Here is a 13,635-nt window from a genome sequence, read left to right as displayed (position 1 = left end):
GTCGTACAGACGCGCTGTTCCCGCCGCACCGGCAACGCACCCGAGCCCGAAGATCGGCACCCGTTTGACGTCGGGTCGCAGCCCGACCCGATACGCGATCCGGGCCTCCATCGACGGGGCGGCGACACCGGTGACCGTGGTGGACATGATCAAGTCCACCTCGTCGGGTCGAATCCCGGACTGGGCGAGCGCGCCGGTCACGGCGGCCGCACCCAACTCGATCGCACCTTCGATGAACGTGTTGTTGCAATCGTCGAAGTCGTGCAGCTCCGGATAGCGCTCGAGCGGGCGCACCAGGTGCCGCGTCCGGACCTCGGCATTGGCGTGCAGCCGCTGCAGCAACCTGATGTCGCCGTCCTCGCCGAGGCAGTAGTCGGCGAACATCTTGGTGAGCTCGGCCTGAGCATAACGGTGCGGTGGTACGACGCCGCACACCCCCGCCAGCGTCGTCCCCTCGACGAGGGGTTTCGGTGTGGAGCGCTGCCCCGGACCGGCCCGGGGGTCTGCCTGCAGGTTGACGATGCTCATGAGTGACTCCTCGCATCGCGCGGCTTGTGGCGCCGCGCCACTTACCCAGCTCGACACTTGTCCGGGATCGGGAGCCTCGATAGCCACCCTAGGGGTGAGAAGTGTGACCCTGGGGTGAGAGCCGGGAGCGCGGGGACGTCCGGTTCGGAACCCGGAACGGCGTCCCGCCGCCGGGGCCACGTCTTCGGAGCGTGCGGCCGCTATGGGACGTGGGCGCCGGACCGAACGATCATCTCTCGGTTGGGGATGCCGGTGCAACTGCTCGGATGTGCAGTCCCGTGTCGGCGAGCGGAGGTGGGCCGGTGGCGGTGCGGGCGAAGCGGCGTGACCTGTCTGCGCTGCGGCCTCACGCGACGTCTGCCGGTCAATTGCCTTCCATCGTGCGAATGGGACTGCGCGGCGCCGAAATATCCGGCAACCCGGGCGGGGTGAGATTCACGATGACTCCCTCGAACCAGCGCCCGTTGCCGATGATGTTCGTGTACATGCGGATGAAGGGGTAGTACAGCTCCAGCGCCCGGTTCAGGTCGTCGTTGCGGGCGTCGAGGATCTGCACGACGCCGCGGAGTTGTTCGAGTGCCGGTCCGATGGTGGCTTCGTTGTCGCGCACGAGTCCGGTCAGTTGCCGGGACAGGCGCTGGGTTCCGGTGAGCAGCTGGGAGATCGCCTGCTGCCGGCTGTTCAGTTCCCCGATGAGCAGTCCGGCGTCGGTGATCAGTTGAGTGAATTCGGCATTGCGGTCGGCCAGCACCCCTGTGGTGTGCTCGGTCGCGTCGAGCAGTCTGCGCAATTCTCGGTCGCGGCTCGCGATGGTCTGTGAGAGTCGGGTGACGCCGTCGAGGGAGGCGCGGATGTCGTCGGAGGTGTTGTCGAATGCCTGGGACAACACCGTCAGGCTCTGGGCGAGTTGGGTGGAGTCGATCTCCCCGATGGTCTGTGCCGCCGCCGAGAAGGCCTCGAGCACGTCGTAGGGGGACGTGGTGCGGTCGCGTGGGATCACCTCCCGCGGATTCAGGACCTCGGAGCCACGGGGGTCGAGGGCCAGGTACTTCTGCCCCAGGATCGTCTTGATCTGGATGGAGGCGGAGGTGTTGTCACCGATCCACGCGTCCTTGGCTCCGAACGTCACCTCGACGTGGTCGCCTTCGAGTTCGACCGACATGACCTTGCCGACCTTGACACCGGCGATCCGGACTTCGTTGCCGGGTCTCAGGCCCGCTGCTTCGGTGAACTCGGCACGGTAGAGGGCGCCGGCTCCCAGGAGCGGTAGCGAATCGAAGGAGAAGACCGCCAGCGTCGCCAACAGCATCACGAGGATGGCGAGGGCCCCCACCGCGGCCGGGCTGCGAGGTTCGGCCATGGCGTCTGCAACTCCTCCTCGTCGACCGCGATCCGCGTCTCCCCCTGCTGCACATCCACCTGGGCGGCTCCTTCGTTGCGACCCCGGGCCCGCACGGGATCGCAGACCGCTGCCCAGTCAGTGTGATCACTGTCACTGCGGGTGACAAGTTGCGCGCCCGGACAACGGACAAATGCCGCAGGGGCCGGTGGAACAGGGCCGCGTCGCCGACGCCCGGTCGGAGCCGGGCTCGACGACGACCCACGGACCCGTTGCGCAGCACGCGGGGCGGTGACCGGTTCCGGTCACCGCCCCGCGTCCCTGCGCGTCGGTGGCAGCGTCAGCGCACCATCAGGTCCAGTTCGTCGTCGGCGACGTCGACTCGGACCTGCCCACCCTCGACGAGCACGTCGTCGAGCAGCAGGTCGGCGATGCGGTCGTCCACGGCGCGCTGGATGGACCGGCGCAACGGCCGCGCCCCGAACTCCGGCTGGTGGCCGTGCTCGGCAATCCAGTCGACGGCGGCCTCGGTGAACTCGATCTCGATTCCCTTGGCGTGCAGTCGCTTACGGCTGTCGTCCAACAGCAGGTCGGTGATCCGGTGCAGCTGCTCGGTGTCGAGCCTGCGGAAGATCACGATCTCGTCGATGCGATTGAGGAACTCCGGCCGCATCGACTCGCGCAGACGGCCCATCACCCGGTCCCGCAGCGGCTTCTCGGCCGCCTCGGCGTCCCCGGTGCTGAAGCCCAGCGCCCCGCCGCGGCTCGAGATGATGTCCGAGCCGAGGTTGCTGGTCATGATCACCACGGTGTTGGTGAAGTCGACCGTGCGGCCCTGGCCGTCGGTGAGCCGGCCGTCGTCGAGCACCTGCAGCAGGGTGTTGAACACGTCCGGGTGCGCCTTCTCGATCTCGTCGAGCAGCACGACCGAGTACGGGTTGCGCCGCACCTGCTCGGTGAGCTGACCCGCCTCGCCGTAGCCGACGTAGCCCGGGGGCGCCCCCACGAGACGGCTGACCGTGTGCCGCTCGCCGAACTCGCTCATGTCCACCCGCAGCATCTTGCGCTCGTCGCCGAACAGCACCTCCGCCAGCGCCTTCGCCAGCTCGGTCTTGCCGACGCCGGTGGGACCCAGGAACAGGAAGCTGCCGACCGGCCGATGCGGATCGCTCATGCCGGCGCGGCTGCGCCGCACGGCCCGGGCCACGGCCCGGACGGCCTCGTCCTGCCCGACGACGCGCCGGTGCAGTTCGTCCTCGAGGCCGCGCAGCCGCTCCTTCTCCGCCTGGGTCATCCGCGTCGCCGGGATGCCGGTGGCGCGGGAGACGACCTCGGCGATCAGTTCCGCGGTCACCTCGGGCACCTCGGCACCGGCGGGGGCGCCGGCATCGAGACGGGCCTGCACCTCGGTGATCTGGTCGCGCAGTCGCGAGGCCTGCTCGTAGCGTTCCGCCGCGACGGCCCGGTCCTTGTCGGCCTCGAGCCGGGCCAGCTGCTCGCGCAACGCCTTCTCGTCGACGCGCGGTGAGCGCAGCCGCAGCCGGGCACCGGCCTGGTCGATCAGGTCGATCGCCTTGTCGGGCAGGTGCCGGTCCGGCAGGTACCGCACCGACAGGTCCACGGCGGCGTCGAGCGCGTCGTCGGTGTACCGCACACCGTGGTGTTCGGCGTAGCGGTCCCGCAGGCCGCGCAGGATCGCGACCGCGTCGTCGTGGCCGGGTTCGCCGACGGTGACCGGCTGGAAGCGGCGCTCGAGCGCCGGATCCTTCTCGATGTGCTTGCGGTACTCGTCGAGCGTGGTGGCGCCGACGATGTGCAGTTCCCCGCGGGCGAGCTTGGGCTTGAGAATGTTGCCGGCATCCATCGCGCCTTCGTTGCCGCCGCCCGCGCCGACGACGGTGTGGATCTCGTCGACGAAGACGATCAGCTCGTCCGAGTGCGCGGCGATCTCGTCGAGCACCTTGGTCAGCCGCTCCTCGAAGTCGCCGCGGTACCGGGTGCCGGCGACCATACCGGTCAGGTCGAGCTGCACGATCCGCTTGCCGCGCAGGCTGTCCGGGACGTCGCCGTCGACGACGCGCTGGGCCAGACCCTCGACGATCGCGGTCTTGCCGACACCGGCCTCACCGACCAGAACCGGGTTGTTCTTGGTGCGGCGGGAGAGGATCTCGACGGTCTGCTCGATCTCGTCGGCACGGCCGATGACGGGGTCGATGCCGCCGCCGCGGGCACGCTCGGTCAGGTCTACGCCGTACTTGTCCAGGGTGGGGGTGGCGGACTGCTCCTGCGCCGCCTCGGCGGGCGCGGCGGGCTGCAGGGCGGCCTGGAGCGACTGAGCGGTGATCCCGGCCGAGACGAGCAGCCCTCCGACCCCGTGTTCCTGGTCGGCGGCGAGGGCCACGAACAGGTGCTGGGGTTCGATGTAGGTCGCGCCGAGGGCGCGCGTGAGCTGGTGCGCCTCGAGCAGCACCGTCTTGATCGCGCCGGTGAGGGCGGGAGCGGTGACCGCGGTGCGGGTCTGTTCCTGCGGGAGCCGTTGCTCCACCGCGGCCAGGACCTCGGCGGGATCGGCCCCGGCGCGGGTCATGACCGACCGGACCGGGTCCTGTTCCGCCATCACGTGCAGGACGTGGAGCGCGTCGAGGTCCGTGTCGCCGCGTTCGGCGGCGAATCGGGCCGCAGCGGCCATGAGTTCCTGGGTGCCACGGCTCAGGTAGCGGGTGATGTCGATACGCCCAGGGCCACCAGGCCCGAAGAATGCCGGCATTCCGAAGCCTCTCTCTCGGACTTGAGTCTTTCTCACTCAACTAACGTGTCGGGTCCCCTGTCAATTCCACAGATGGTGTGATGTGCGCCATATCCTTAAGGCCCGAATTTCAGTTGTGCACAACATAGCGGTGCGCTACTTTATTTCTCGTGTCCGACGATCTCGCGCTCGACCGGCAGGTCTGCTTCGCGCTCTACTCCGCCTCCCGGGCCACCACCGCCGCCTACCGCGGCATGCTCGACCGGCTCGGCGTCACCTACCCGCAGTACCTCGTACTCCTGGCCCTGTGGGAACAGGAAAGCCGCGGGGACCACAGCGGCCGCGGCGTCCGCGACCTGTGCGACGCCCTCGACCTCGACACCGGCACCCTCTCCCCGCTCCTCAAGCGGCTCGAGAGCGCCGGACTGCTCGAACGCCGGCGGCAGAGCAGCGACGAGCGCCGCGTGCAGATCCACCTCACCGAGGCCGGGCGCGAGCTGCGCGCCCGCGCCGAGGACATCCCCGCGCGCATGGCCCGCGCGAGCGGCCTCGCGGCCGACGAGCTGGCCGCCCTTCGCGACACGCTCCACCGCATGACCGAGGCGCTGCACCGCCCCGAAACACCCGATCCCCATCCCGCCACCCCACAGGAGAAGCCATGAACGTGCTCTACACCGCCGAAGCACTCGCCACCGGAGAGGGTCGCAACGGCCGCGCCCGGACCTCCGACGGCAAGCTCGACCTGGGCCTCGCCATCCCCACCGAAATGGGCGGCACCGGCGAGGGCACCAATCCCGAGCAGCTCTTCGCCGCGGGATACGCCGCCTGCTTCCACTCGGCGCTGCAGCTCGTCGCCCGGCAGGACAAGGCCGACGTCGCCGACTCGGCGGTCGGAGCACGCGTCGGCATCGGCCGCACCGACGGCGGCGGCTTCGGCCTGAAGGTCACGCTCGAGGTGTCACTGCCCCACGTGCCGCGCGCACAAGCCCTCGAACTGACCGAGAAGGCCCACCAGGTGTGCCCGTACTCGAACGCCACCCGCGGCAACATCGAGGTCGAGCTCGAGGTCACCGAGGACTGACCCGCGCGGCTCGCCGCGGTCACACCTGCGCGGCTCGCCGCGGTCACTCTCGCGCGGCTCGCCGCGGTCCGTCCCCAGGCACGCGTAGCGTGGATTGCGTGTGCAGGCAGGACGGGCCGCGGCTCGCGCAGTTCACCGCGGGACTCGGCTTCACGCTCGACGACTTCCAGGTCCGCGCCTGTCGCGCTCTCGACGAGGGCCGGGACGTGCTCGTCTGTGCCCCCACCGGCGCCGGCAAGACGATCGTCGGCGAGTTCGCGGTGCACCTGGCGCTCGCCGCCGGCGGCAAGTGCTTCTACACGACGCCCATCAAGGCCCTGAGCAACCAGAAGCACGCCGACCTCGCCGCGCAACTCGGGGACGAGCGGGTCGGCCTGCTCACCGGAGACGTCTCGGTCGACCCGCACGCACCCGTGGTCGTCATGACGACCGAGGTGCTGCGCAGCATGCTGCACGGCCGCTCGCCCCTGCTCGACGGGCTCACCCACGTCGTGATGGACGAGGTCCACTACCTCGCCGACCGCGAGCGCGGCGCGGTGTGGGAGGAGGCCATCCTCTATCTACCCGGCACCGTGCGCCTGGTGAGCCTGTCCGCGACGGTCAGCAACGCCGAGGAGTTCGGTGCCTGGCTGGGCCGGGTCCGCGGCGCGACCACCGTCGTCGTCGAGGAGACCCGGCCGGTTCCGCTGCACCAGCACGTGCTCGCCGGGGGCCGGCTGTTCGACCTGTTCTCCCCCACCACCGGTGCGATCGACGAGAACCTCGTGCGGTACGTCGCGCATCGCCAGCTCGTCGACGCCGCCCCCGCCGTCCCGTCGCGTCGCCGGCGCCGCCGCACGGCCACGCCCGGCCCGGCCGGCGTCGACCGGCCCGAGCTCGTCGCGCGGCTCGAGGCCGAGTCGCTGCTGCCGGCGATCTGGTTCCGCTTCAGCCGCAGCGGCTGCGACGAGGCCGTCGCCGAATGCCTGCGCTCGTCGCTGCGGCTCACCGAGGCCGCCGACGTCACCCGCATCCGCCGCATCGTCGACCGGCACACCGCCGGCCTCTCCCCCGCCGACCTCGACGCGCTCGGATTCGCCGACTGGCTCGACGGACTCGAACGCGGCTTCGCCGCCCATCACGCGGGCATGGTGCCGGTATTCCGGCACGCCGTGGAGGAGCTGTTCGGCCTCGGCCTCGTCCGGATCGTCTTCGCCACGGAGACCCTCGCCGTGGGCGTCAACATGCCCGCACGGACCGTCGTGCTCGAACGCCTCGTCAAGCACACCACCGCCGGGCCGGTCCGCCTCACCGCCGGCGAGTACACCCAGTTGACGGGACGGGCCGGCCGTCGCGGCATCGATCGGGAGGGCCACGCGGTCGTGCTGTGGAGCCCGGAAGTGCAGCCGGCCACCGTCGCGGGGCTCGCCTCCACCCGCACCTACCCGCTGAACAGCTCCCTGCGGGTGGGCTACAACACCGCTGTCAACCTCGTCGACCGGCTCGGCGTCGCCGGAGCCCGGGACCTGCTCGGCCGGTCCTTCGCCCAGTTCCAGGCGGAGCATTCGGTGGCCGCGCTGGCCACCGCGGCGACGACGAACGCGGCGACGCTCCACCGGCTCGACGACGAACTCGGGGACGCCGAGGGTTTCGCCGAGTACCAGCAGTTGCGCGAGCGGCTGGCCGCGGCGCGCACCAGCGGCACCGCCGACGCGGTGACCGCTCTCGCGCGGGCCGTGCGTTCGCACCCCGGGCACCGGCACGCCGATCGGGAACGCCTGATCACCGTCGCCGAGCGCCGTCGCGCGCTGGCCGCCGACACCGAGGTGCTGCGCGGGCAGGTCGCCGCCGCCACCGGCCGGCTCGTGGAGACGTTCGACCGTGTCCTCGGGCTGCTCGACGAACGCGGGTACATCCTGTCCGACCCGTACACCGGCGAGGCGGTGGCCACCGACCACGGCCGGATGCTGGGCCGGATTTATTGCGGCAGCGACCTTCTCGTTGCCGAGTGCCTGAGAACCGGCGTGTGGGCGGGCCTCGATCCGGCCGAGCTGGCCGCCGTCGTGTCGAGTGTGCTCGGCGAATCGCGACGGCCGGCGCCCGGCGGCGGAGCCCCCACGGCCGGTGTCGACGCCGCGTACCGCGCGACGGTCCGGCTGTGGCGGGAACTGTCCGACGCGGAGCGCCGGCACGGCCTGCCCGCGGGCCCCGAACCGGATCCGGTGGCGATGCGCGCGATCCACCGGTGGGCCCGTGGCGACGGCGTGTCCGCGGCCCTGCGCGAGGCGGCGGAGTCGGATCTGTCGGCGGGCGATCTCGTCCGGCGCTACCTGCGCACCCTCGACCTGCTCGGGCAGATCGGCAGGGGCGAGTGCCCGGTGGAGCCGGCCGGCTTCACCGCGGCCGGGTACCCACAGCGCTCTCCAGTTCGGTGAGCGCGCCCTCGAGGAGCTCGACCAGCCGGTCGAGGGCGGGCACCGCGTGGCGGTCGCCGACCACCCCGAGATCGAGCCGGCCGTCGTTCCCGGTGAGGGTGATGCTCAGTGCCTGCCCGTTCAGCACGGCCGGCACGGGGTAGATGCCGGTCAGCCGCGCACCGTTCCAGTACCGGGTGCGGGAAGGTCCCGGCAGGTAGGAGATCAGCACGTTGAACGGCGGCGGGATCTCGTCGACGAACCGCCGCACCGGCTCGAGCGCGAGCGGGCTCAGCGACAACGCGCTGAGCATCAGGAACTGGGTTCCGCTCAGCGCGGTGACCACCCGGTCGGTGTGGACGAGCGAGTCGGCGATCCGGGCGAGCCGCACCGCGGGATCGGGTTCGTCGGTGGCCAGGCCGATCACCATCGCTCCGACGCCGGGTTCGCGGCCGCCGGGACCGACCGCGGCGCCACCGAGGTTCATCGGCACCGGGAGCATCGCGGTCAGCGGTGCCTCCGGGAGCGCGTACCGCTCGGACAGATACGCGCGCAGGCCGCCGGCGCACATCGTCAGCACGACCGCGTCGATCGTGGTGTCCGCCGACGTCGCAACCGAGTGGAGCCGCTCGATCGGCCAGGAGCGCGCCGCGAGGGTCCGGCCCCGGCCCACCGCGACGTTGAACATCGTGGGCGGCGTCTGCCACGGCAGCGCCACCTGGTGCCGGCGCACGCCCTCCGTGACCAGCCTGCCGATCTCCGGGGTCATCGCGAACACCTCCGCGCCGACCCGGAGCCCGGCGCGCAGCCACGAGGTGGGAGGGGGCGACAGCCGAGCCCGGGGGGCCACCACCTCCGGGCTCCACGGCGCGGGGCAGTCGCGGGCGCCGGGGTCGGTGGACATGCTCCGGTGCAGCAGGCGCAGGCCGGCCGGGCCGTCGGCGAGGGACAGGTGGATCTTCGCGTACATCGCGGTGCGCCCGTCCTCGAGTCCCTCGATGACGTACACCTCCCACATCGGGTGGAGCGGGTCGAGCGGGGAGCCGTGGATCCGGGAGACGAGGGCCAGCAGGTCGGCCATCGAACCGGATCCGGGCACGGCGGTGTGACGTACGTGAAACCGCAGGTCGACGTCCTCGGGACGCGACCACCACGGGTAGCCGGCCCCGCGCAGCGTCCGCACCGGACGCCGGCGCAGCGGATCCGCCACCTCGTCGTGGGCGAGCAGGGTCTCGTACATGCGACGGGCATGGTCGTCCCCGGCATCCGGCGGGGGCTCGAACAACGCGAGAGCCCCGAGGTGCAGTGGACGCGACAAGGTTTCGAGCAGCACGAACAGCGCCTCGGGAAGGCTCATCACCTGCATTCCCCCATCGTGGCGCCGAAACAGCCCGCGCGTGCGGTAACCCGGCCATCTCCGCAGGGACGTGCCCGCGACGCGCGGAAATGGTGTGACGTCTCCGCGCCGCGGGGACTACCCCTCGTCCAGTCCCGGACGACGCGGAGACGTAGGGGGCCGGGACTCCCCGCTCGCATGCCAGGCGGAGTGACCTCCCTGCCGGGATCGCGGCCCGAAGCGACGATAGCAACAAACCGGTCGCACGGTATGTCTTTGGAGCTGGTCCCGCCCGTATTTCTCCGCGCGGGCGTGTTTCGACTCGGGAGCGCGTGGCTATAGCCCTTACACGGGCACCGCCCCACGAGAGGTCTCCCGCGCGGCGCGGCGGCTCGCGGACCGTTGGAGCGACAGGAGCGCGGACCATGACCATCCAATCCGCAGGCGGAGGTGGGGGCGGCGGCACGATGGCACGGCCGAACTCGTCCGGCCTCGCCGACGTCATCGACACCATCCTCGACAAGGGACTCGTCATCGACGCATTCGTGCGCGTCTCGCTCGTGGGCATCGAGATCATCACGATCGACGCACGAGTCGTGGTGGCGAGCGTCGACACCTACCTGCGTTTCGCCGAGGCAGTCAACAGGCTCGAGATCTCCACGACCGAGCCGAAGGGCCTGACGGACGTCGTCGGTGGCGTGGCCGGGAACGTCGTCGAGAAGGCCGCCGAGCACAAGACGAAGGGCGCACTGGACTCCGCCGGCGAACGGGTCCGTGGCCTGCTCGCCGGCAACGAGGACGAACGGGAGCCGGCGCCACGCCGATCCCGCAGCAGAGACCGGTGACGTTCACCTCCGCCGATCGGCGGCCCGCACCCGCCGCCGTCACGGCATGGGTCCGAACTCCGGCCACCGCCGTCCGGTTCCCCGGCGGCCCGGAGCGGGTCTAGTCTCCTCCGGGTGAGGACACGCACCGGTGCGTTCGCGCCGTCCCTGCTGCGGCGCATGGCGGCACGGGCGACGCTCACTCCTGTGCGGGTCGTGGCGCTGAGCTTCGCCGCCGCGATCGCCGTCGGCACGCTCATGCTCCTCACGCCCGCGGCGAGCCTGCCCGGTACCGCGACCTCCCTCGTCGACGCCCTGTTCACCGCGACCTCGGCGATGTGCCTGACGGGCCTGGTCGTCGTCGACACGCCCACGCACTGGTCCGGCTTCGGCCAGGGCATCATCCTGGCCCTGATCCAGGCCGGCGGGTTCGGGATCATGACCATGGCCTCCCTCGTCGGCCTGCTGCTCGCGAACCGGATCGGCCTCAAGGCCCGATTGAATACCGCGGCCGAGGTGCGTGCGTCGGGGCTCGGCGACGTCCGCTCGGTCGTCGTCGGCGTCGTGCGGATGAGCGTGTTCATCGAGTCGGTCACCGCGGTGGCGCTCGCCCTGCGGTTTGCGCTCGGATACGAGGAACCGCCCCTGCGTGCGGTGTGGCTGGGAGTGTTCCATTCCGTCTCGGCGTTCAACAACGCCGGCTTCGCGCTCTACAGCGACAACATCATCGGCTTCGCCGACGATCCGTGGATCTGCGTGCCGCTGATGCTCGCGGTGATCCTGGGCGGCATCGGGTTCCCGGTCCTGTTCGAAGTGACCCGGCACCTGCGCGGCCGCAGCCACCGCTGGAGCCTGCACACCCGCCTGACCGTGACCGTCACCGCGGTGCTGTTGGTGGTGGGACCGGTGCTGGTGCTGGTGCTCGAGTGGACCCGCACCCTGCAGCACTACCACTTCGGCCAGAAGCTGCTCGTCGCCGCGTTCCAGGGCGTGATGCCCCGCACCGCCGGCTTCAACAGCGTCGACTACGCCCAGATGGACCCGGCCACCCTCCTGGTGACGGACGTGCTCATGTTCATCGGCGGCGGCAGCGGCGGCACCGCCGGCGGAATCAAGGTCACCACCTTCGTCCTTCTGCTGTTCGTCATCCTCGCCGAGGCCCGCGGCGAGCGCTCGGTGAGCGTCTTCGACCGGCGCATCGACACCCGGGTCCAGCGTCAGGCGTTGTCGGTGGCCCTGATCGGTGTCGCCCTGGTGATGGTGCCGACCATCGCCCTGTTGGCGGGAACCTCGTTCGACCTCAACGTCCTGTTGTTCGAGGTCACCTCTGCGTTCGCCACCGTCGGCCTGTCCACCGGGATCACGGCGCAGCTGCCCGTCTGGGGGCAGCTGATCCTGGTGCTCCTGATGTATCTGGGCCGCATCGGATCGATCACCCTCGTGAGCGCTCTCGCCGCCCGCGATCGCGGCCGGCGCTACGAACTCCCGGAAGAAAGGCCCTTCATTGGCTAGGAAATCCGCCTCCGACGTGGTGGTCGTACTCGGGCTCGGGCGGTTCGGCAAGTCGCTCGCGCTCGAGCTGATGAGCCAGGGCACCGAGGTCCTCGGCATCGACTCCAGCGACACCGTGGTGCAGAAGGTCGCCCACCGCCTGACCCACGCCGTGGTCGCCGACACCACCGACGAGGAATCGCTGCGGCAACTGTCGGTGCACGAGTACGGCCGCGCCGTCGTGGGAATCGGTTCCGATCTCGAGGCCAGCCTGCTCACCGCCTCCGCCCTGATCAACCTGGGCGTGCACAACATCTGGGCCAAGGCGATCAGCAACGCGCACGCGAAGATCCTCACCCAGATCGGGGTGCACCACGTCGTCCGGCCGGAGCACGACATGGGCAAGCGGGTCGCCCACCTGGTGCGCGGCCGGATGATCGACTACATCGAGTTCGACGACGGCTTCGCGATGGTCAAGACGACCCCGCCGGCGTTCGCGATCGGCCGGCGCCTCGGCGACACCGCCGTCCGCTCCGACTTCGGCGTGACCGTCGTGGCGATCAAACGTCCCGGCGAGGACTTCACCTACGCCACCGCCGACACCGTCCTCGCCCCCGGGGACACCATCATCGTCTCCGGGCGGGTCCGGAACACCGAACGATTCAGCGAACTCACCTGACAGCACCGGAACGACGTAGGCTGCAGACGATGTCACCGACAGCGCACCAGGAGCGACCGGACCCCCACCCGGCCGCGGCACCGAACGGCACCGGTCGTGCCCGGTAGCACGCTGAGGACCCGGTTCAGCCGTTCCGACGCCCTGACCGAGCGACCCGACTTCGCGCTGGTGGGCATCCTGCGGGTGCCGCAGCTACAGACCAGCCCGGGCCGGGCGATCGTGCGCCGGATCGGGTACGCCCTGATCGCCCTGGCCCTGGTGGTGCTCGTCGTCTACCTCGACCGCGACGGCTACTCCGACGCCCAGGACAACGAACTGTCGTTGCTGGACTGCCTCTACTACGCGACGGTGTCGCTCTCGACCACCGGCTACGGCGACATCACCCCCATCACACCGCAGGCCCGCCTCGTCAACGTCCTGGTCATCACCCCGCTGCGGATCTTCTTCCTCATCATCCTGGTCGGCACCACCCTCTCCGCCCTGACCGAGAGCTCCCGCCAAACCTTCCGCATCCAACGCTGGCGACACCGCGTGCGCAACCACACCGTCGTCGCCGGCTACGGCACCAAGGGCCGCACCGCGGTCGAGGCGATGCTCGGCGACGGCGCCGCGCCCTCGGACATCGTCGTCGTCGACACCGACCCCGTGGTGCTCGACGCCGCCAGCGGCCAGGGCTTGGTCACCGTCCAGGGCTCGGCGACCAAGTCCGACGTGCTGCGCCTGGCCGGGGTGCCGCACTGCGACTCGATCGTCGTCGCCGCCAACCGCGACGACACCGCGGTGCTCGTCACCCTCACCGCCCGTGAACTCGCCCCCGCCGCCAAGATCGTCGTGGCCATCCGCGAATCGGAGAACACCCATCTGCTCCGCCAGTCGGGCGCCGACACGGTGGTGATCTCCTCCGAGACGGCGGGCCGGTTGCTCGGAGCCGCCACCATCACCCCGAACGTCGTGGAAATGATCGAGGACCTGCTCACCCCGGAGGAAGGCTTCGCGATCGCCGAACGCGAGGTCGAACCCGGCGAGGTCGGCGGCTCACCGCGGCACCTCCCCGACATCGTCCTGGGCGTCGAACGCAACGGCCGCCTGCTGCGTGTCGGGTCCCCGGAGGTCGAGGCGGTGGAGGCCGGCGACCGGCTGCTCTACCTCCGGCGCGTCTCGGACTGATCGGAACGTCCCGGACCGGCCGGGGCGTCTCGGACCGACCGTGCGGTTGCC

The 13,635-nt window shown here is 70.8% G+C and carries 10 protein-coding genes and 1 pseudogene; 7 read left to right on the top strand and 4 right to left on the bottom strand.

The genetic code is table 11. The features are described 5' to 3' along the window. The 3 genes and pseudogenes from AIIKEEIJ_RS26115 to AIIKEEIJ_RS26105 form a co-directional block, all read right to left on the bottom strand. Window positions 1-528: pseudogene (locus AIIKEEIJ_RS26115) on the bottom strand (type III polyketide synthase); the annotation flags it as partial. Window positions 529-892: 364 nt separating this feature from the next. Then, window positions 893-1,888: an MCE family protein gene (locus AIIKEEIJ_RS26110; protein WP_006946898.1), complete on the bottom strand. Its 996-nt coding sequence runs from the start codon at window positions 1,886-1,888 to the stop codon at window positions 893-895. A gap of 319 nt (window positions 1,889-2,207) precedes the next feature. Beyond that, complete coding sequence (locus AIIKEEIJ_RS26105) at window positions 2,208-4,634, bottom strand: ATP-dependent Clp protease ATP-binding subunit (RefSeq protein WP_029541747.1); 2,427 nt, start codon at window positions 4,632-4,634, stop codon at window positions 2,208-2,210. 149 nt (window positions 4,635-4,783) lie between these two features. Here AIIKEEIJ_RS26105 and AIIKEEIJ_RS26100 point away from each other — a divergent pair, with 149 nt between their 5' ends. The 3 genes from AIIKEEIJ_RS26100 (at window position 4,784) to AIIKEEIJ_RS26090 (ending at window position 8,108) form a co-directional block, all read left to right on the top strand. Continuing rightward, the gene (locus tag AIIKEEIJ_RS26100) at window positions 4,784-5,275 is read left to right on the top strand and encodes a MarR family winged helix-turn-helix transcriptional regulator (RefSeq protein ID WP_006946904.1); all 492 of its coding nucleotides are present in this window, start codon (window positions 4,784-4,786) and stop codon (window positions 5,273-5,275) included. After that, a complete protein-coding gene (locus AIIKEEIJ_RS26095) occupies window positions 5,272-5,694 on the top strand; it encodes an organic hydroperoxide resistance protein (RefSeq protein WP_072634486.1) in 423 nt (140 codons plus the stop codon). The genes AIIKEEIJ_RS26100 and AIIKEEIJ_RS26095 overlap by 4 nt, the downstream gene beginning before the upstream one ends. A gap of 98 nt (window positions 5,695-5,792) precedes the next feature. After that, the gene (locus AIIKEEIJ_RS26090; protein WP_006946907.1) at window positions 5,793-8,108 is read left to right on the top strand and encodes a DEAD/DEAH box helicase; all 2,316 of its coding nucleotides are present in this window, start codon (window positions 5,793-5,795) and stop codon (window positions 8,106-8,108) included. Here AIIKEEIJ_RS26090 and AIIKEEIJ_RS26085 read toward each other — a convergent pair. Continuing rightward, entirely contained in the window at window positions 8,068-9,453 is a 1,386-nt protein-coding gene (locus tag AIIKEEIJ_RS26085) for a wax ester/triacylglycerol synthase family O-acyltransferase (protein ID WP_161996872.1), read from the bottom strand. The two genes, AIIKEEIJ_RS26090 and AIIKEEIJ_RS26085, sit on opposite strands and share 41 nt — an antisense overlap. Before the next feature lie 395 nt (window positions 9,454-9,848). Between AIIKEEIJ_RS26085 and gvpJ the strand changes: the two genes are divergently transcribed. From gvpJ to AIIKEEIJ_RS26065, 4 genes are all read left to right on the top strand, one after another. Next, a complete protein-coding gene (gene gvpJ / locus AIIKEEIJ_RS26080; protein WP_006946912.1) occupies window positions 9,849-10,268 on the top strand; it encodes a gas vesicle protein GvpJ in 420 nt (139 codons plus the stop codon). A gap of 114 nt (window positions 10,269-10,382) precedes the next feature. After that, window positions 10,383-11,759, top strand: a complete 1,377-nt coding sequence (locus AIIKEEIJ_RS26075; protein WP_161996871.1) for a potassium transporter TrkG — start codon at window positions 10,383-10,385, stop codon at window positions 11,757-11,759. Window positions 11,760-11,778: 19 nt separating this feature from the next. Beyond that, window positions 11,779-12,417, top strand: a complete 639-nt coding sequence (locus AIIKEEIJ_RS26070; RefSeq protein ID WP_044476564.1) for a potassium channel family protein — start codon at window positions 11,779-11,781, stop codon at window positions 12,415-12,417. A 96-nt stretch (window positions 12,418-12,513) separates the two neighbouring features. Beyond that, complete coding sequence (locus AIIKEEIJ_RS26065) at window positions 12,514-13,584, top strand: potassium channel family protein (RefSeq protein ID WP_006946916.1); 1,071 nt, start codon at window positions 12,514-12,516, stop codon at window positions 13,582-13,584. Window positions 13,585-13,635 lie beyond the last annotated feature (51 nt).

The organism is Rhodococcus sp. YH1, assembly GCF_009939605.1.
GTDB lineage: Bacteria > Actinomycetota > Actinomycetes > Mycobacteriales > Mycobacteriaceae > Rhodococcus > Rhodococcus aetherivorans.
This window is presented reverse-complemented; position numbering and strand designations above follow the sequence as displayed.

Excerpts from the sequence above, each read along its gene's own strand:
- AIIKEEIJ_RS26085 (WP_161996872.1), bottom strand. The coding sequence starts at position 9,453 with ATGCAGGTGATGAGCCTTCCCGAGGCGCTGTTCGTGCTGCTCGAAACC.
- AIIKEEIJ_RS26110 (WP_006946898.1), bottom strand. The coding sequence starts at position 1,888 with ATGGCCGAACCTCGCAGCCCGGCCGCGGTGGGGGCCCTCGCCATCCTC.
- gvpJ (WP_006946912.1), top strand. The coding sequence starts at position 9,849 with ATGACCATCCAATCCGCAGGCGGAGGTGGGGGCGGCGGCACGATGGCA.
- AIIKEEIJ_RS26095 (WP_072634486.1), top strand. The coding sequence starts at position 5,272 with ATGAACGTGCTCTACACCGCCGAAGCACTCGCCACCGGAGAGGGTCGC.
- AIIKEEIJ_RS26105 (WP_029541747.1), bottom strand. The coding sequence starts at position 4,634 with ATGCCGGCATTCTTCGGGCCTGGTGGCCCTGGGCGTATCGACATCACC.